The following is a 19073-nucleotide window of genomic DNA, read 5'->3' as shown; positions in this document are numbered from 1 at the left end:
GCCCGGCGAGCGACCCGGGCACCCGCCGGTCAGACACCCCGGCCCCGGCGCTGGGCGAGCTGGAGCACCCGCTCCCCCGACAGCAGCCCGAGCACCACCGGGACGGTCACCAGCACCCGCTTCTCCCGGGGGTTGAGCCGGATCACCCGGCCGAGTTCCCGCACCGCCTCACCGCGCCGCCGGCCGGAGGCGAGCGCGAACGCGATCTGCCCGTGCAGCCGGGCCAGGCCGGCCCGGCTCCCGGCCAGTTCGGGATGCTTGTCGAGCAGGTAGCGGGTGGCCTCGACGATGGTCGCCCACCGGCCGAAGAAGAACGAGCCGCCGTGCCAGTCGACCACCACCAGCACCTCGGGCACGATCACCACCGGGCCGTGCCCGGCGATCCGCAGCAGCCACTCGTAGTCCTCGCCGTAGCCGCCGGGCAGTTCCTCGTCGACCGGGCCGATGGCCTCCCAGGTGGAGCGCCGGATGAGGATGGTGCTGGAGTGCACCTCCATGATCCGGTCCTCGACGAAGTCGGGCAGGCCGACCTCGGCCCGGTCGAGCTGCCGTTCCTTGGCGATGCCCGGCCCCTCCAGCCGGATGCCGCAGCTCGCGGCGGCGGCGTCGGGCCGCTGCGCCAGCAGTTCCACCTGCCGGCGCAGCTTCGCCGGCAGCCAGTGGTCGTCGTCGTCGCAGAAGGCGATCAGGTCGGCGGTGGCGGTGTCGAAGCCGGTGTTGCGGCCACCGGGCAGCCCGCGCCGGTGGGTGTTGTGGACGTACCGCAGGGTGCGCCCGGCCGGCACGTCGACGTCCAGCTCCCGCAGGTCGGTGTGGTCGTAGACGACGACGCACTCCACCGGCCCGGGGTAGTCCTGGCCGAGTACCGCGCCCACGGCCCGCTCCAGCAGTCCGGGCCGGTCCCGGGTGGCGATCACCACGGTCACCGGCGGGTGCCCGGTGGTCGTCGGCTCAGTCACGCTTCTCTCCCGTCACCACGAACCCGACCGGTTCGACGCCGACCGAGCGCAGCCGTTCCACCAGTTGGCCCAGCCGGCCGGTACGGGTCTTGTCGCGGGCGGCGACCAGCACGGCCCGGCCCTCCCGGGCGGCCCGGACACCCCGTTCGTCGTGCAGGGCGGGCGGGGCGTCGATCACGGTGACGCCGGCGGCCACCGGGGCTTCCAGCGGGACCAGACGCACCGCGCCGGCACCGATGCGCAGCTGCTCGCCGTCGGTGGCGGGGGCCTCCTTGGGCAGCACCCTGGGGATGATCTCGGTCTTGTCCGCCGAGGTGGTGGTGGAGCGGTAGACGCCACCGTTCTTCGGGTCGTCGGTGGGGAACGGCCGGGGCTTGCGGACCGGCTGGATGACCATCGTGTCCTCCGGGTTGCCGCCGGTGACCGGGGTGGGGGCGGCCGGGGCCGGGACGCTGCTGGGCATCGGCCGGGGGCGGGGCACCCGGGGCCGGGTCGGCTCGACGGCCGGGTGCCGGCGCTGGGCGTCGGTGAGCAGCGCCCGGATGCGGTCCTGGCTCTCCGGGGCGACGCCCAGGCGCACCTCGTGCCCGGCCTGGGCCAGCGCTGCGGCGACCCCGGCGGTGACCTGTTCCCGCTGTTCGTCGGCGGCGCTGGAGAGCAGGACCAGGGGCAGCGGGGTCGGCCCGTCCACCCAGCGGCCCAGGGCCAGCACCAGGTAGCGCAGGTCGGTGTCGGAGAGCCGGCCTGAGCGGTCCCGCCCGACGGTGCCCAGCAGCGGGGCGCCGACCAGCGCGGACGCCTCACCGGCGGTGCGGACCCTGCGGTCCATGGATTCCCGGACGAAGGCGACCAGGCCGCCGACGAGCAGGCCGCCGAGGAGCCCTGCGACCAGGATCAGCGGGGCGGCGTCCCGGCTGGACGGGACGGGGGCGCGGGCGGCGCTGGTGACCGAACCGGGGCTCAGATCCGCCGAGGCGATCTTGGAGCGCTGCTCGGCGAGGGTGGCGAGCTGGTCGTTGAGCGCCCGCAACTGGTCGAGCAGGGCGCTGGTGCGCGGCGACGGGCTGGACGAGCCCTGGTTGGCCGGCAACGACCGCTGGGTGGTGGTGCGCTGGCTGGTGACCAGGGCGATGGTCTCGTCGTACGACTTGAGCACCGCGGCGCGCTGGTTCTCGTACATGCCCTTGCGCAGTTCGAGGTACGACTCGGCGGCGCCGTTCGCGCCGTCGACCGCTTCGGCCTCGCTGTGCCCGGCGTAGCTGAACCGCATCACCTGCCCGCCGACCGGCGTCTCCACGGTGAGCGAGTCGGCCACGGCGGTGGTGTCCCGGCCGGTGATCGAGGCGACCTTGTCGATGACGTCGTTGCTGGTGGCGATCCCGCTCTCGGCGGTCATGTTGACCGCCCGGTCGGCGCCGCCGGAGGGCACCGAGAACGGGTCGGTGACCACCGGGCGGACCACCACGGCGGTGGTGGCGGTGTAGGTGGCCGGGAAGACCAGCAGGTAGGCGGCCACCAGTAACAGCACCAGCCCGGTGGCGGCGAGCACCGTGCGCCACCGCCGCAGCGGAATGCGGGCCAACTCGGCCAGGCCGACCGGGCGCTGCCGGGCGGGAGTGACGTCGGTCACGTCCATCAGTCAGGTCCTCTTGCGATGCGGGGGTGGGCGGGTCGGCTCGGGCCGACGACGGCCCCGGTGCGAGCCGCTGGTGGTCCCATTGTCGCCGACCGTTCACCTGTGGTCGACAGCCGACCGGTCCCCCTGCGCCGCGGGCGGTCCGCCGGTGTCCCGGGGACACCGGCGGACCGCCCGTGGCAGGTGTGGCTCAGGAGGTGGCGAAGAACAGCGTCTTGCTCGACCAGTCCACGCCGCCGCCGGCCGGGGCGATCTCGACCGAGGCGGCGCCGTCGACGGCGGTCTCGTCGAACGGCACGGCCCGCAGGGAGCCGTTGGTGTTGCCGTAGACGATCTTACCGTTGACCCAGGCCATGCCCCGCACGTTGCCCCAGTTCAGGCCCACGCTGGGCAGGGTGAACTCGGAGCAGCCGACGATGTAGCCGTCGGGCTCCAGGTACCGGTAGAACAGCTTGTTGGTACCGGCCTTGGTGTAGTACATCCGGCCGTCGAGGTAGAACGCGCCGGCCATCGTGGCGGGGTTGAACCAGTCGTTGTAGCCGCTGCTCACCCAGGGTGCGCCCACCGTGCCGCCGGTGAACATCGACACACCCAGGTAGCTGCCGCCGGGGGCGGTCGCGTCGGTCTTCGACCAGTAGAGCTTGTTGCCGAGCGAGAAGGACGCGCCGGCCGCGGTGAGGTTCGCCTGCGCGCTGCTCACCGGCGTACCCAGGGTGCTGCCGTTGAACGACACCTTGGTGGTCTGCCCGTTGCCGGTCCCGACGTACAGGTAGCCCGACGACGCCGTCGGCGCGTTGGTCGCCGCGACGGTACGCCCACCGGCGAGCGGGAACAGGCCCAGCCGCCCGTGGTACTCGTTGCCGAGACCGTCGGAGTCGAAGCCGGCGTAGAGGCCGGTGCTGCCCCGCCACAGCTCCCACATGATCGGGCCCCAGGTGGTGGTGCCCGCCGGGGCGCCCGACCGGGTCGGGTTCCAGACCAGCGGCAGGCCGTTGATCGGGTCCAGCGCGCCGAGCCCGAACCGGTTGATCGCGCCGCTGCCGGCCGAGTCGTTGCCGTTGGCGTTGCTCAGCCAGCGGAAGTGACCGCCGACGTAGACCACGTTGTCGGCCACCTCGACGGAGGTCACCGAGTCGGTGCCGGTGTAGTTGACCCAGGTGGCGTCCATGGCCGTGCCCCGGTCGGCGGTCTCGAACCGGGCGATGGCGTCACAGTACGCCCCGTCGCCCCGGCCGCCGTCGGCGATGATCACGAAGTACGTGCCGTCGTCGGAGAAGTCGACGTCGCGGGCGTAGAACGGGAACGAGCCGCTGTAGCAGGGGGCCACGTAGCGCTGGGTGCTCCAGTTGGCGACCGTCGGGGTGCCGTCCAGGTCGACGACCACCACCTGGTTGCGGGGCTGGCCGTTGACCTCGGTGAAGTTGCCCACCGCGACCAGGGTCTTGCCGTCGGGGGCGACGGCCAGGCCCCAGACCAGCTCGCTGCTGGCGCGGGCGACGCTGGCGTCGATCTGGAAGCTCGGGTCGATCGCGCCGGTGGTCGCGTCGAGCCGGGCCAGCAGCGAGTGCTCGGTGCCGTTGACCCAGTGGAACGCGCCGGCGATGTAGAGCTTGTTGCCGACCACGACGGTGCGGCGGACCAGGCCGCCGTCGCTGCGGCCGACCCAGCTGGCGACCGTCGCGCCGGTCACCGGGTCGAGCTGGACGAGGTTCTTGCGGCTGACCCCGTTGACGGTCTTGAACGCGCCACCGACGATCAGCTTGCCGTCGGGGCTGGCGGCGAGGGCGTGCACCGCGCCGTCGAGCGTCGGGCTGAAGTCGGCCTTGAGCGCGCCGCTGGTCCGGTCGTAGGCGAACAGGTAGTTGCGGGAGGTCCAGCTGGTGCCCCCGGCGGCCTTGACCGAGGTGAACGAGCCACCCACGTAGATCGTGTTACCGATCTCGGCGAACGCCTTGGTGTCGCCGTCCTGCGCGTGCGGAATGTTGTCCGCCGGGTTGGCCGACGTGAGGGTGCTGGTTACCGGGGTGAGGTCCGCCGCGTGGGCGGGCGCGGCCAGCAGGCCGACCGCGAGCACCGGTGCGGCGAGCGCGGCGAACCACCGCCGCCACACCGGTCGAGACGTTCTGTGAAGCACTGGCGCCCCCAATAATGAAGTGAGATCGTGCGTAGCTTGCTCTGCCCGGACATTTCCCACCATCAACCGACCGGTCCGCTCCGCCACCGGCTCGGCCCTGTCCTGCCGTACGGGTCGCGTCCGGACGACCCACGCAGGACGAGAATCGCGCATCGACCGGCGGAGCCCGCCACCGGGCTGCCGTCCCCGGTCGACCTCATGCCGCCTCCGCCCACCGGAACGCCGGAACGGCACCGGTGGCGGTCACCGTCCAGGCGGCCGCCCGGGTCAGATCGTCGGTGCTGACGGCGTCGGCCTCCCGGGCCAGCACCAGTCCGCGCCGGTCGAGTTCCCGGGCCATCTCCACCTGGTGGTCGTCGACGTGTTCACCGTGCCGGGCCCGGCGCGGCACGTAGACGGCGCGGTGGCCGGCGCGCATCGCGGCCAGCGCCGACCCCACCCCGGCGTGGGTGACGATCACGTCGGCCTCCCGCATCGCCTGCTGCATCTCGGCGTACGGCACCTGCCGGCGGGCCCCGGCCGGCATCCGGGGGATCCGGGTCGCGCCGACCTGCCAGAGCACCTCCGCCTCGGCGGGCACCACGTCGACCAGGCGTTGCAGCAGACGCGGGAAGCCGAAGCGGTCCTGGGTGCCGAGGGTCACCACGATCTTGGAGACCGGGCGCGGGGTGGCGGGCGCGGGCGCGTATCCGTCGAAGATGGAGCCGCCGTAGCGCCACCGGCCGTCCGCCCAGCCCGGGTACTGCGTGTAGAGCCGGGTCCGGGGCACCCGGGCGACCAGCCGGCCGGTCAGCGACGGGCCGACGGTGCGGGTGGCGCTCTCGATGTAGTGGCAGTCCAGGCCGTGCCGGGCGGCGGGCAGGAAGAACGACATGGCGACGCTGGCACCGGTGCTGATCACCCGGCGGAACCGCCCGCCGCAGAGCACCCGGCGGGCGGCCAGCAGGTCGCGCAGCGCGCCGACCGGGTCGCGGGTGCTCGCCGGAGGCACGTGGATGACCTCGTGGCCGTCGAGCAGCGACCGGCTCTGCGGGGAGTCGAACGTCGCCCAGACGCAGTCGTGCTGCACCCCGAGCCGGGGCAGCAGGTCGTGCAGCTCGGCTAGGTGCCCACCGGTGGAGGCGACGAGGAGGGTGGTCACGTCGGTGGCCCAACTTCTGTGCGAGGAGTGGTGGGGGCCGGGTCCGGACGGCGCGGGGACGGGTCGCGCCCACCGGACGGGGGTACGGGTCAGGTGCCGGTCAACATCCGGTCGTCGTCGTCGGCGGTGGTCGTCGGCGCCGGGGCCGCGGGTCGGCGGACCCGACCGTCGGCGACCAGCACGGCGAGCACCATCACGCCGGTCAGCAGGGTGCCGAAGAACCACCCGCCGAACACGTCGGTGAGCCAGTGCTTCTCGGCGTAGATGCGGGTGTAGCCCTCCACCGAGACCAGCACGGCCAGGGCGGTGACCAGGCCGATCAGCACCCGGCGCGGCAGCCGCCAGGTCAGCGCGGCCAGCACCAGGATGGTGCCGAAGGTCATCAGCACCCGGCCACAGCCGCCGGAGGGGTAGGTGCCCAGGTCGGTCGGCGGGTGACCCCGGTCGACGACCTTCGCGAGGATCGTCTGGGTGTACTGCTCGACGACGAACTGCAACGGCATCGCCACCAGCGGGATCCACCAGCGGCGGCGACGCCAGGCGATGGCGAAGCCGATCGCGGCCACCACGGTCACCCACTTGAGCGGGTAGCGGTCGCCGATCGGGGAGATGAACAGGTTGACGTCTTCCCAGAAGCCGACCCGGTGGGCGTGCACGTAGTCGAAGACCGGGTGGTCGACGTGGGGTTCGAGCCGGGAGATCGCCTCACCGAGCGGCCAGCAGACGGCGACGACCGCCGCCGCGCCGGCCAGCAGCACCACCACGGCCGCGCCGACCCGGCCGAACGCGGCGGTCAGCCCGGCCAGGGCAATCCGGAACCGTTCGGCGGTCCGGCCGGTGTCGACGGCCGACATCCACCGCGACGCCAGCACCGGGACGACCAGCAGCGGCACCAGCACGGCCAGGACGGCCAGCACGTAGACGATGGTCACCGGGAGTGACCGCCAGTCGCACGGCCGGTGACCGGGGCATGGTCCACCCCGGGCTGAATGACACGTGACGATCCCATCGTGCTCCCTGATTGTGCCGGCCGTCGGCCGGGCCTCCCCACACCCTGTGCCCCGGACGAGGTCCCCACGTCGTCCCGGGCCGGACCGACCACGCCGTCGCCGGCCAGTGGTGATCGAGTGGGGTCACCCTAGTGGAACGTGAGGTGGGTTCGGTAGCAGCGGTGACGGCAGTGTGGCTTTTCGCCGTTTTTCCGGTCGGGACCCCGACAGTCGTCCCAGCCAGCGGGAGACGCCGCCGGTCAGGGGTGGGGTGAACCCAGCCGGTCGGCGAGGGTGTGCAGCAGGGCGGGATGCAGGATGGCACTCCAGCCACCCCCACCGGCGGCGAGTTCCGCCGTCCGCAACCACAGCTCGACGAGATACGCGTCGGCGACGAACCGACGCCCCGCCGGGTCCAGGCCGAACGCGGCACCGTGCCGGTCCAGCATCCCGGTCATCTCCCCGGTCGCCCCCGCGACGTCCCGGCCGTGCAGCGACAGGGCGCTCTGGAAGCCCTGATGGGCGAGATCGAAGCCGAGCGGCCGGTCGGCGCCGCTGTTCTCCCAGTCCCAGACGACCAGCCGCCCCCGGTGCCGGCCGAGGTTCCACGGCACCCAGTCGCCGTGCCAGTGGCCGAACTCCACCGGCCGGTCGCCGTCGCGGGCGGCCAGGGCGGCCACCGCCGCGACCACCGGCCCACCGGCGGCAGCGGCCCGCGCGGTCAGGTCGGCCAGGAACGCCGAACCGCGCAGCGGCCGGGGCGTCGACGGCGGGCCACCGCGCCGGGCCACCGCCAGCATCGCGGCCACCTCGGGGCGCAGCGGGTGGCGGGGACGGCGTACCCGGGCCGGCATCGGCTCGACCAGGGTCACCGCCAGGTCACCCCAGTCCACCTCGCGCAGCAGCCGGGGCACGTCCGGAAAGTCACCGCCGTCGCGGGGCAGCTCCCGCAGCGCGGCGGCCTCCGCGCGGACCATCGCCCGGGTCGCGTCGTTCCACCCGATCTTCGCGTACGCCCGCGCGACGCCCCGGTCGTCGAATAGCTGCAACGTCGGCTTGTGGTGCGGGTCGGGGGGACGGATGCCGATCGCGGCGTGCAGCGGCCGGCCCGCCAGCCGGCCCAGGTGCGCGGCGAGCAGCAGCTCGGCCGGGTCGGCGTCGGTGGGCAGCGCCACGGTCAGCACCGGCATCCGGGCCAGCCCGGTCGCCCCGAGCCCGGCCAGCACACCGACGGCCAACCGGTTGGCCCGCACCCGGGGCGGGCGCAGCGCGTTGTACGCCAGCGTCGACGCCGCGCCCACCCGCCGGGAGGCGAGCGGGAGCAGGAACCGGGCCCGCTCCGCCGAGGGCACCACGGCGTACCGGGCGACCGGGCGGTGGGTGGCGGGCACCGGGTCGGGCGGCGTGCCGAGCCAGATCCGAGGGTCGGCGAAGATGGCCCGGGTCACCCAGCCCAGGCCGTCGTGCCGGGTCCGTGGATCCGTCGCCACCGTCATGCCCTCCACCTGTCCCGCCCGACCGCCGCGCGCTGGCGGACACGATAGGGGCAGCGGACAAGCCGCCGCCCGGCGGGCCGGGGCCCACCGGGCGGCGTACGAGGTGCCGGGCGGTTCAGCGTTGCCAGACGCGGACGTAGTCGACCCGGAAGTCGGCCGGGAAGCGGGTGGCCGCGTCGGGGTCACCCAGCCAGCCGCCGACCTGGAAGTTCAGCCGCAGGTTGAACGGCTTGTTGAACGCCTCGTCGAACCACGGGGTGGTGCTGCGGTCCCGCTGCCAGACCTGCCGGCCGTCGATGTACCAGCGGATCACCCCCGGCTCCCACTCCGTGGTGTACGTGTGGAAGCCGTCACCCGGGTAGCCGGTCGGGAAGTCCCACCGCTGGTCCTGCTTGACCGGCGTGTAGTCGTAGAAGATCGCCTGGGTGGCGGCCCCGTGCAGGGACGCCCCGCCGGGCAGCTCCACCACGTCGATCTCACCCTTGCCGCCGTCGTCGGGACGCAGCCAGAACGCCGGCCAGAGCCCCTTGGAGTCGGTCGGACCGTTGGGCGACTTCGCCCGCATCTCGAACCGGCCGTACGTGAACGACGCCTTGCCGATGGTGTCCAGGTAACTCTGGGTGTACTGCCGGGTCTGCGAGCTGCACACCGCGGTCTCCCGCTGGGCCCGCAGCGTCAGCACCCCGTCGGCGACGAAGGTGTTGTCCGGGTCGTCGACGTTGCACCCCTTGTCGATGTCGCGGCCCTCGTTGTCGCGCAGGTTCCACCGCTTGAGGTCGACCGTCGGCCCGGTGAACTCGTCGGACCAGACCAGCCGCCAGCCGGGCACGTCGGTGCCGGGGCGGACGGTCGGCGTCGGGCGCGGCGCGGCCGTGGTCGGCGCGGGCGGGCTGACCGTCCGGCTCGGCGTCGGCGACGGCGACGGCCGGGTCGGCGACGGCGTCGGGGCGGCGGTGGTCGGCGCCGCCGTGGTGGCCGGCGGGCGGGTCGGCGACCGGTCGCTGCGCTGGTAGGTCAGCACCAGGCTCGGCCTGATGGCGGCCTTGGCGTTCTCCCGCGACGCCCAGTAGATCCGGGTGTTCCAGTTCTCCTGGGTCAACGCGAAGGTGACCGGGCCGTTGCCCTGGACGGCGGCGGAGACGTCCCACTCGTTGTAGCCCTGGGTTACCGGGTCGACGGCCGCCAGCACCGGACCGAGGGCGGGCCGGTAGGCCCATTGGCCGGCGCCGACGGCGGTGCCCTGGGCGGCGTGGGCCCGGACCCGGGAGGAGAACTGCTGCCACGCGTACACCCGCAGGGACGCCTTGACGTCGACCGCGTCGGCGGGCAGGCCCCGCACCTGGAACTCCAGCACCGCGTCCCGCTGGCCGTTGCGGTTGCCGTCGCACAGCTGCGGGCAGCTGGCCAGGGTGGTCTTCACCCCGTTGTCGCCGTCCTGCGGGACCTGGGTGACCGTGGTGTCCGCGACGGCGGCGAGCGTGATCGGCGGCACCTCGGCGGCGATCAACGGCATCATGGTGGCCGTGATGCCGCCGACTGCGGTGACGCTCAGGACACTGAGGACGACCGCCTTGCGTCGACCGCTGATGGCCGGAAGCGCGCGGTGGATTCCGTGCCGGCTCAAGGAACACTCCCCGGGTGGGCGACGATTACCGGCAGCAGCGTATCCACCACGGCTGGATGTGGCAGGTCGGAAATCGGAGTGACGACACGACTTAACCAAAGAATAAGAGAGCAGGGGTTGCTTTTCGGCAGGCCAGCAAACGAATGCCGCTTCGGCGAGGTTACGCTTGATTGACCGGAAAGTCGGCGATGCGGTGCAGCCGACCCGCCGCCGGTCAGCGGCGGGCCGCCGCCAACGCCGCGCGCATCGCGTCGACCGGAGCCGGCACCCCGGTGAACTGGGTGAACTGGCCGACGGCCTGGGCCAGCAGCAGATCCAGCCCGGAGACCACCCGCCGGCCGGCGGCCAGCGCCGAGGCCGCCAACGGGGTCGGCCACGGGTCGTACAACGCGTCGAAGAGCACCGTGGACGGTCCCCAGTCGATCCCGGCCGCGATCGGGTCGGCCACCCCCTTGGGCACGGTGGCCACGACCAGGTCGGCCCGGGTGTGCGCGGCGGCGTCCGACCATGCCGCCGGGACCAGTTCCACCCCGACGGCGGACGCCACCGGCCGCAACTGCGCCACCGCCTCCGCCCGCCGGGCCACCACCGTCACCGTGGTCGCGCCGAGCCGGGCGGCGGCGGCCAGGGCGGCGCGGGCGGTGCCCCCGGCGCCGAGCACCGTCACCGCGGCACCGGGACGCACCCCGGCCCCGGTCAGCACGTCCACCATGCCGGTGACGTCGGTGTTGTCGGCGTACCACGAACCGTCGGGCCGACGGACCAGCGTGTTGGCCGCGCCGACGGCGGCGGCGACCGGCGACGCGGTGGCCGCCACCGCGAGCGCCGCCTCCTTGCCCGGCATGGTCACCGACAGCCCGGCCCACTCCGGGCCCAGGCCGGTGACCAGCGCCGGCAGCTCCTGCGCCCCGCACTCGATCCGGGTGTACGACCAGCCGTCGAGCCCGGCGGCGGCGTACCCCGCGTTGTGGATCACCGGGGAGAGGGAGTGCGCGATCGGCTGGCCGAGCACCGCCGCCCTCACCGGCAGTTCTCTCCGCTCAGCACGCCGTTGGTGCACATCTTGCGGATGAGACCCCGGTACTCGGCGTCGGTGGTGCCGTAGCCCATGGTGCCCTTCTTGTCGATGGTCATGAAGTAGACCCAGGTGCCGTTGGGCGGGCTCATCGCCCCCTTGAGGGCGTCCTCGCCGGGGTTGCTGATCGGGGTGATGGTCAACCCGTCCGCGCCGTGCGTCCGGTACGGGTTCTTCGGGTCGTTCAGCTCGGACTGCTTGAGGATGTCGGAATCCTTCGGGTCCTTGCCCTGCAACCGCAGCCAGTAGTTGATCGCGCTGTCGATCTCCAGGCACTTGCAGTGGTAGCGGTCGGTGTAGACCCGGTTGTAGATCACCCGGGCCACCTTCGGCATGTCCACGTGGTTGACCGACTCGGCCTGCGCGATCGACGCGGTGATCAACGCCTCGTACGGCGAGATGCCCCGGTCGGCCTCGACCGTCTCGACGAACTTCATCTCCCCGGTCACGTCGAGGAACTTGTCCACCATCAGCGACAGGATCTGCGCGGCGGTCGCCTTCGGCGGCAACTCGTAGGTGGCCGGGTAGAGGAAGCCCTCCAGGCTGCGCGGCCCCTTCTTGCCGTCCTTGCGGTTGAACCAGAACTCCGGCACACCCAACTTGACCGGGTCCTTCGCGGCGGCCTTGAACTCGGCGACCGGAATCTTGGTCTCCTTGGCCAGCAGGTCGTAGATGGCCAGGGTGATCATGCCCTCGGGGATGGTGACCCCGTTGACCACCCGGCTCTTCGGGTCCAGCAACAGGGCGAGCGCGTCGGTGGCGCGCATCTCCTTCTTGACCTTGTACCGGCCGACCTGGATGTTCTTGCTGAGCGCGTTGTCGTCGGCCGCCTCGACGAAGGCCTTGGTGCTCTTGACCACACCGGCGTCGTAGAGGGAGTTGCCGATGTCGGTGGCGGTGTCGCCCTGCTTGACGTCGACAAGCGCCTCACCGGTGCCCGGCCCGTCGAAGTCCGGGGTGATGAAATGGTTACGGATCCGGTCGAAGCCGTAGAAGGCCCCGCCGCCGATGCCGCCCAGCAGCACCAGCGCCATCAGCAGAGCGAAGATGGTCTTACCGGCCCCGCCACCCGACTTGCCGCCGCCCGACGTGCCGTTGCGTCGGTTGACGAAGCCGCGCCGGTGCCGGCCCTTCTCCCCCCTCTCCTGCTCGTCGAACCCGAGGTCCAGATCGTCGATCATTCCGTCCGCCTCCGCTGCGCTTCCAGCCAGCTCTGCAGGATCTCGACCGCGGCGGCCTGATCCACCACCGCACGTTGGCGCTTTCCCCGGACGCCACGCTCGGCAAGCCTACGAGACGCGACGACAGTTGACATCCTCTCGTCGGTGAGGGTCACCGGAACCGGGGCGATCACCTCCGCCAGCCGGCCCGCGTACGCCGACACGTGCTGGGCCGCCGGACCGTGCCGACCGGCCAGGTTGACCGGCAGACCGACGACGACCTCGACGGCCTCGTGCTCGACGACCAGCTGCGCGAGCTGGGCGAGATCGCTGGGCACCGCGTCCGCGCCGGTGGTCACGTCCCGGGCCAGGGTGACCAGCGGAGTGGCCAGGATGCCGTGCGGATCGGACCGCGCCACCCCCACCCGGACCTGCCCGACGTCGACGCCCAACCGGACCCCACGGGACGACTCACTCACGGATGGTCACCCTCCCCGGTGACGAGCCAGGGCGGACCAGCTCGGGTCCGCCCTGGCTCGGGTGCTGTTCCGTCACGCGTCGGCGATCGCCTTCTCGACCGTGAGCAGCAGGTTCGGCGCCTCGGCGGCGGGCAGGCCACCGCCCTGCGCCACGTCCTGGCTGCCCCCACCACGCCCGGAGAAGGCCGCCTTGACCAGGTCGTTCGCCGCCAGGCCACGCCCACGGGCCGCCGCGTTCACCGCCACCACCAGGGATGCCTTGCCGTTCGATCGGGCCGCCACCGCCACCACGGCCGGCCGCGCCGGGTCGATCTTGCCGCGGATCTCCTGGGCCAGGGTCCGCACGTCGTTGCCGGCCGCGCCCTCCGGCGCCTCGGTGCCGACGTACGCCACCCCCCGGACGTCCTTCGCCTGCCCGGCCAGCGCCGCCGCCCCGCCCAGCACCAACTGGGCGCGGAGCTTCTCCAGCTCCTTCTCGGCGTCACGCAACTGGGTGACGGTCTGCTCCACCCGGTCGGCGACCTGCTCGCCGGGCACCCGGAACAGCTCCGCCAGCCGGGACACCAGCAGGTGCTCACGGGCCAGGAAACCGAACGCGTCCATCCCGACCAGCGCCTCGATCCGGCGGACCCCGGAACCGACCGACGCCTCGGAGAGGATCTTCACCAGGCCGAGCTGCGCCGAACGGGCCACGTGGGTGCCGCCGCACAGCTCCCGGGCGTAGTCGCCGACCTCGACGACCCGCACCCGCTCGCCGTACTTCTCGCCGAACAGCGCCATCGCGCCGATCCGCCGCGCCTCCTGCTGGGTGGTGATGAAGGCGTTGACCTCCAGATCCGCCAGCAGCACCTCGTTGACCTGCTGCTCCACGTCGTGCAGCACGCTCGGCGACACCCCGGTCGGGGTGTTGAAGTCGAACCGCAGCCGGCCCGGCGCGTTCAACGAACCCGCCTGGGTCGCCGACTCACCGAGGAAGTTGCGCATCGTCTGGTGCACCAGGTGGGTCGCCGTGTGCGACCGGGAGATCGCCCGGCGGCGGGTCACGTCGATCTCCGCGTAACCGGTCTCGCCGGCCCGCACCTCGCCCCGGACCACCTTCGCCCGGTGCACGATCAGCCCCGGCACCGGCTGCTGCACGTCGAAGACCTCGACCTGGCCGGCACCGACCGTGATCAGCCCCTGGTCGGGCTGCTGACCGCCGCCCTCGGCGTAGAACGGGGTGGTGTCGAGCACCAGCTCGACCGTCTCCCCCTCGACCGCCGCGCCCACCGTCGCCCCACCACGCAGCAGCGCCCGGACCCGGGACTCCCGCTGCAACTCGGTGTAGCCGGTGAACTCCACCTCGCCGCCGTCGTCACGCACCGACCGGTACGCCGACACGTCGGTGTGCCCCGTCTTGCGGGCCTGCGCGTCGGCCTTCGCCCGGCTGCGCTGGTCGGCCATCAGCCGGCGGAAACCCTCCGCGTCGACCTGCAGGCCCTGCTCGGCGGCGATCTCCAGGGTCAGGTCGATCGGGAAGCCGTACGTGTCGTGCAGCTGGAACGCCTTCTCACCCGACAGCGCCGGCTTACCCGCCGAGCGGGTCTCCGCGATCGCGGTGTCCAGGATCGTGGTCCCCGCCCGCAACGTCGACAGGAACGCGTCCTCCTCCGCGTACGCGTACTGCGAGATCCGGTCGAACTCCTCCGCCAGCTCCGGGTACGACGGGGACATGCAGTCCCGGGCCACCGGCAGCAGCTCCGGCAGCGCCCGCTCCTGCCAGCCCAGCAGCCGCACCGCCCGGATCGCCCGACGCATGATCCGGCGCAGCACGTAACCGCGCCCCTCGTTACTCGGGGTCACCCCGTCGCCGATCAGCATCAGCGCGGTCCGCACGTGGTCGGCCACCACCCGCAGCCGGACGTCGTCCGGATGCGACTCGCTCGCCACGTGCCCCGAGTGCGCGCCGTACCGCTTGCCGGTCAGCTCCGCCGCCCGGTCCAGGATCGGCCGCACCTCGTCGATCTCGTACAGGTTGTCCACGCCCTGCAGGATCGAGGCCATCCGCTCCAGGCCCATGCCGGTGTCGATGTTCTGCGCCGGCAGGTCACCCAGGATCGGGAAGTCCTCCTTCCCGCTGCCCGGACCCCGCTCGTACTGCATGAAGACCAGGTTCCAGAACTCCATGTAGCGGTCCTCGTCGACCGCCGGGCCGCCCTCGCGGCCATACTCCGGACCCCGGTCGTAGAACAGCTCCGAGCACGGGCCGCACGGGCCGGGAATGCCCATCGACCAGAAGTTGTCCGCCTTGCCCCGACGCACGATCCGCTCCGCCGGCACCCCCACCGAGCGCCAGATCTCGAACGCCTCGTCGTCGTCGAGGTAGACCGTCGGCCAGACCCGCTCGCCGTCCAGCCCGTAACCACCCTCGGCGACCGGCTTGGTCACCAGGTCCCAGGCCAGCGGGATCGCCCCGGCCTTGAAGTAGTCGCCGAAGGAGAAGTTGCCGTTCATCTGGAAGAACGTGCCGTGCCGGCTGGTCTTGCCGACCTCGTCGATGTCCGGCGTACGCAGGCACTTCTGCACGCTCACCGCCCGCCGGTACGCCGGGGTCTGCTGCCCCAGGAAGTACGGGACGAACTGCACCATGCCGGCGTTGACGAACAACAGGTTCGGGTCGCTGATGGCGGGCAGCGGAGCGGACGGCACCACGGTGTGCCCGTTCGCCTCGAAGTGGGCGAGATACCGCCGCTTGATCTCCGCCGTCTTCATCGCTGGGGTTCCTCCGGAAAGATCTCTCGGTCACCGATGCGCGGGTCCTCCCGCAGCTCGGCGAACTGGTCGTCGAACGCCTCACCCCGGGCGAACGCCTCGTGGATCTCCTGCTCGCGCTCGGCCATCCCGATCCGTACGTCCTCCACGAAGCTACGCAGCGACTCGACCAGACCGCCAGCGGATTCGGACAGCCCACCGGCGATCCCCGCCGGGGTGTACGCCTGGGCCGTCCGGGTGGCCTTACGGACCACCACCACGCCCACGGCCAGCCCGATACCGAGCCAGAAAAGTCGCCTCATGTCCCCTATCCTCCTGTGCGCCGCCGGCCCGGGGTCAGCGGTTGCCGCGCCGGGCGGCCCGACGCTGCTGCTTGATGGTGTCGCGCACCTCACGCTCGGTCTCCGCGGTCCGCCGTGCCGACGCGGCCCGGCGGACGCCGTACCCGAAGGCCGCCACCTTCACCAGCGGGTTCGCCGCGGCGGCCGAGACGACGGTGGCCAGGTTCGCCACGTTGGCGGTGACGTTCTGCGCGTGGCTGGTCATCGTGTCGACCTTGGCGAGCTGGAGGTTCACCCCGTCGAGGGAGGTCTGCACCTGCTCCAGGGCGACGTTGACGTTCTTCACCGTGGTGTTCACGTCCCCCAGCAGCGGGGCGGTCTGCTCGTTGAGGTCGTTGATCATCCGGGTCGTCGCGTCCACGGTGTGCCGCAGCCGCAGGATCGGCACCGCCAGCACGAGCACCAGCATCAGGAACGCGCCGGCCGCGATCAGCGCAGCGATCTGTCCACCATCCACGCAAGTCCTCCTCAAGCAGGGTTCCGGGGCCCGACGCCCCGGAACACGCGACCCGGAATCCCGCCGTCGCGGCGTGACCCGCACGGGGTCATCGGGAGCAGGCGGGCCTGCCAGCCCCAGACCCTACCGTCCGTGATGGAAACCGGCTCAGGATGGTGAGCGTGTCAGATCGCCGAGCGGATCATCGGTGATCGTCGGGAACGGGTCCTCACCGGTCAGTGACGGGTCGGTGCTCGGCTGTGGCCGGGTCCGCTCGTCGTCGATCGCGTTACGGACCTTCACCGAGACCAACGAGCCGGTGCACTCCCCTGCCGCGGGCGGGACCGGGGTGGCCGGCGGCGCCGCCGGGTCCCCGCTCGCCTGCGGTGCCGCACAGGTCGGCTCCCGCACCCACAGGTCGAGGGTCAGTTCGTCGCGCCGCCAGCAGGTGTAGCTGCCCTTGGCCGGCTGCTCCGGGCAGCGGGTGACCTCCCACCGCCGCCAGCCCTCCGCCCGCAGGGACTGCTCATAGACCCGGGCGGTCTCCTCCGGCGCGCGGTCGGACTCCACGGTGCGCTCCCGCAACCGGCAGTCCTGCAGGCACCAGCGGCTGCCACTGACGTTGTCGACCGTCTTCGTCGTCGCCCAGCCGGGCACCCCCAACTCGTCGAGGGTGTCGAAGACCGGGTCCCGGCTCAGCGTCCGCATCCCGAAATAGAGCGGGAGCGCCCCGAGGAGCACCACGCTGACCAGCACCAGGACTCCCAGCCGCAGCCGACGCCGCTCCCCCGAGCGGCGGCGCGGCTCGGCGGGCGCGTCGGGGTCGACGTCGGACGCGTCGTCCGCGGTGGCCGGGCGCAACGGCCCGCCGGCCGGAGCGCCGGAGTCGGACCGGACCTCCTCCGGCGGGGTCACCCGGGCCACACCCGGCCCGTCGATGCGTCCGGGTGGCACGGCGGCGGAACCCGTCGCCTCCGCCCGGTCGACGGGACGCACCGGCGGAGCCGCCCGGCCGACGGATTCCTCCGGTCGTATGCCCGGCGCGGTGGCCCGGGCCACCGCCGCCGCCGCGACGACCCCGCCCGCACCGGCGGGCCGGGGACCGGCATCGGCGGCCGGTCCGGGCCGTCGGCCCCCCTCCGGCCCCGCCGCACGACGCGGGTCGTCGGCGGGTACGGGCGGACGTGCCGTACCGGTCGCCGGACCACCCGGACGCACGGTGCCGGTCGCCGGACCGTCCGCACGCGCGGTGCCGGTCGCCGGTCCGTCCGGACGTGCCGTGCCGGTGGCCGGGCGGACGGTGCCGGTGGCCGGACGTGCCGTGCCGGTGGCCGGGGCGTCCGGGCGGGCGGTGCCGCGCGACGGTGCGTCGGGGCGCGGGGCCCGGGGATCGGGTTCGCCGAGACGCGGGCCGCCCGGGGCCGGGACATCGGGGCGGGGGCCGCCACCGGGGGCCCCGCCGGGCGGGGGCCGTTCGGGACGGGGACACCGACCCGGGGAGCGCCGGAGGTGGGTGCTGCGGCGGCACCGTCCGGACCGGTGTCACCGGCCGGGCGGACCACCGGGGGGGTCGCCGCCGCACGCGGACCACCGGCGACCGGCGCGACGCCGGGCACCGGCACGGCGGCCGTGGCACCGGTCCGGGGACCACCGGGCGGGGTGGCCCGGCCCCCGGGAGAACCGGGGTTGTCAGGACCGTGGGGACGCGGGCCACCCGGCACCGGCGCGCTGCCGGGCAGCGGAGCCGGGCCACCGGCCCGGGGACCACCGGGCACGCCGGGACGCGGGCCCCGGGTCGGGTCGGGTGACGGACCGGGATCGGCGTGGGTCCCCCGGGCGGGACGGTCGGGCCCCTGCGGTCCGGGGCCGGCCGGCCGGCCGGCAGCCCTCTCGGGCGGGTTCGGCCGGGCCGTCCCCCGGGGCGGGCCGGGCTGATCGGGCCAGGGCGGCCCCGGCTGCTCCGGCCGGGACGGCCCGACGGGAGCACCGGGCGTCTCCGGGCCACCCCGACGGGTCGGGGCGGCCGGGGTGGCCGCCGCCGACGGGTCCGACCGGCCGGGCGGCGGGGTCGACCGGTTCAGCACCCGCAGGGCGGGGTCGGTGTGCGAGGTACGGCCAGCCTGGCGCAGCCAGTCGGCCGGACGCTCCGGGCGGTCGCCCCGGGGCCGGTCACCAGGCGTGGACGGGGCCGTCGGCTGGCCGGCCGTCCCGCCCTCGTCGGACCGGCTCCGCCGGCCCCGTGTCTCGTCGGCGTCCGGACGGGCCCGGGGCGCGGGGGCGTCGGTGCCGGCCGGGTGCCGCCACCCGCCCGACGGTTCCTCGTCGTCGGGGCGGGCCCGACGGCCCACCGGCGGGTCGCCGTCCGGTCCGGGGCGGTGGACGGCCGGCTCGTCGTCGGGGCGGGCCCGCCGGCCGGGCGGTGCGGCGACGTCGGTGGGTGGGCGGCGACGCCCGTTGTCGTCCCGGGCGGCCGGACCGGGCCGGCCGGGAACGGAGGGGGCGGCCGGCGCACCCGGTGCGGCCGGCGCGGCCTCGGGCAGCGGCGGCGCGTTGCCGGTCAGCGGCACCAGCGGCTGCTCCGGCTCGGCCGCGCGGCGGCGGCCACCCCGCTCGGCGGCCGGCCGGTCGGCGGGCTCGCGGCCCGTGCCGGTCGCCGGGTCGGCGGGACGCCCCGGTGCACCGGGGCCGGGTGCGGTCACCTCGGGGCGCGGCCCCACCGGTGCGACGGCGGCGGCCCGGGGGCCGACGGCCGACGGGTCGGGCAGCAGCCCGGCACCGGCCGGAGCACCCGCACCGATCCGGGGCGCACCGCCCGGGTCCACTCCGGCGGAGGCGGGACCCGGGCCGGACCG

At 73.8% G+C, this 19073-nt stretch carries 14 protein-coding genes; all 14 read right to left on the bottom strand.

Annotated features, from left to right (window positions below):
* Positions 1–29: 29 nt before the first annotated feature.
* Positions 30–959 (bottom strand): glycosyltransferase family A protein, encoded by a 930-nt coding sequence (locus FJK98_RS10865; protein ID WP_145918914.1) that lies wholly within the window; start codon positions 957–959, stop codon positions 30–32.
* Positions 952–2595 (bottom strand): hypothetical protein, encoded by a 1644-nt coding sequence (locus FJK98_RS10860; RefSeq protein ID WP_145918913.1) that lies wholly within the window; start codon positions 2593–2595, stop codon positions 952–954. Before FJK98_RS10860 ends, FJK98_RS10865 begins: the two co-directional genes overlap by 8 nt.
* 190 nt (positions 2596–2785) lie before the next feature.
* Positions 2786–4792, bottom strand: coding sequence for a delta-60 repeat domain-containing protein (locus tag FJK98_RS10855; RefSeq protein ID WP_145922690.1), 2007 nt, complete (start codon positions 4790–4792; stop codon positions 2786–2788).
* A gap of 133 nt (positions 4793–4925) precedes the next feature.
* Positions 4926–5870, bottom strand: a complete 945-nt coding sequence (locus tag FJK98_RS10850) for a glycosyltransferase (protein WP_145918912.1) — start codon at positions 5868–5870, stop codon at positions 4926–4928.
* 89 nt (positions 5871–5959) lie between these two features.
* A complete protein-coding gene (locus FJK98_RS10845; protein WP_145918911.1) occupies positions 5960–6802 on the bottom strand; it encodes a phosphatase PAP2 family protein in 843 nt (280 codons plus the stop codon).
* A gap of 317 nt (positions 6803–7119) precedes the next feature.
* Positions 7120–8355, bottom strand: a complete 1236-nt coding sequence (locus FJK98_RS10840; RefSeq protein ID WP_145918910.1) for a hypothetical protein — start codon at positions 8353–8355, stop codon at positions 7120–7122.
* A gap of 115 nt (positions 8356–8470) precedes the next feature.
* Positions 8471–9979, bottom strand: a complete 1509-nt coding sequence (locus FJK98_RS10835; protein ID WP_145918909.1) for a glycoside hydrolase family 16 protein — start codon at positions 9977–9979, stop codon at positions 8471–8473.
* Between the two features lie 214 nt (positions 9980–10193).
* Entirely contained in the window at positions 10194–11003 is an 810-nt protein-coding gene (locus FJK98_RS10830) for a shikimate dehydrogenase (protein WP_145918908.1), read from the bottom strand.
* The gene (gene mltG / locus FJK98_RS10825) at positions 11000–12235 is read right to left on the bottom strand and encodes an endolytic transglycosylase MltG (RefSeq protein ID WP_145918907.1); all 1236 of its coding nucleotides are present in this window, start codon (positions 12233–12235) and stop codon (positions 11000–11002) included. Before mltG ends, FJK98_RS10830 begins: the two co-directional genes overlap by 4 nt.
* Complete coding sequence (ruvX, locus tag FJK98_RS10820; RefSeq protein WP_145918906.1) at positions 12232–12693, bottom strand: Holliday junction resolvase RuvX; 462 nt, start codon at positions 12691–12693, stop codon at positions 12232–12234. Before ruvX ends, mltG begins: the two co-directional genes overlap by 4 nt.
* Positions 12694–12765: 72 nt before the next feature.
* The gene (gene alaS / locus FJK98_RS10815; RefSeq protein ID WP_145918905.1) at positions 12766–15444 is read right to left on the bottom strand and encodes an alanine--tRNA ligase; all 2679 of its coding nucleotides are present in this window, start codon (positions 15442–15444) and stop codon (positions 12766–12768) included.
* Entirely contained in the window at positions 15441–15746 is a 306-nt protein-coding gene (locus tag FJK98_RS10810; protein WP_145918904.1) for a hypothetical protein, read from the bottom strand. Before FJK98_RS10810 ends, alaS begins: the two co-directional genes overlap by 4 nt.
* Before the next feature lie 34 nt (positions 15747–15780).
* Positions 15781–16242, bottom strand: a complete 462-nt coding sequence (locus FJK98_RS10805; protein ID WP_088647310.1) for a DUF948 domain-containing protein — start codon at positions 16240–16242, stop codon at positions 15781–15783.
* Positions 16243–16389: 147 nt separating this feature from the next.
* Entirely contained in the window at positions 16390–17082 is a 693-nt protein-coding gene (locus FJK98_RS10800; protein WP_145922689.1) for a hypothetical protein, read from the bottom strand.
* Between the last annotated feature and the right edge of the window lie 1991 nt (positions 17083–19073).

This window comes from Micromonospora sp. HM134 (assembly GCF_007833915.1).
Classification (GTDB): Bacteria; Actinomycetota; Actinomycetes; order Mycobacteriales; family Micromonosporaceae; genus Micromonospora; species Micromonospora wenchangensis.
The sequence above is the reverse complement of the archived record's forward strand: the minus strand, read 5'-3'. Positions and strand labels throughout refer to the sequence as shown.

Excerpts from the sequence above, each read along its gene's own strand:
- FJK98_RS10860 (WP_145918913.1), bottom strand. The coding sequence starts at position 2,595 with ATGGACGTGACCGACGTCACTCCCGCCCGGCAGCGCCCGGTCGGCCTG.
- FJK98_RS10810 (WP_145918904.1), bottom strand. The coding sequence starts at position 15,746 with ATGAGGCGACTTTTCTGGCTCGGTATCGGGCTGGCCGTGGGCGTGGTG.
- alaS (WP_145918905.1), bottom strand. The coding sequence starts at position 15,444 with ATGAAGACGGCGGAGATCAAGCGGCGGTATCTCGCCCACTTCGAGGCG.
- mltG (WP_145918907.1), bottom strand. The coding sequence starts at position 12,235 with ATGATCGACGATCTGGACCTCGGGTTCGACGAGCAGGAGAGGGGGGAG.
- FJK98_RS10840 (WP_145918910.1), bottom strand. The coding sequence starts at position 8,355 with ATGACGGTGGCGACGGATCCACGGACCCGGCACGACGGCCTGGGCTGG.
- FJK98_RS10855 (WP_145922690.1), bottom strand. The coding sequence starts at position 4,792 with ATGGTGGGAAATGTCCGGGCAGAGCAAGCTACGCACGATCTCACTTCA.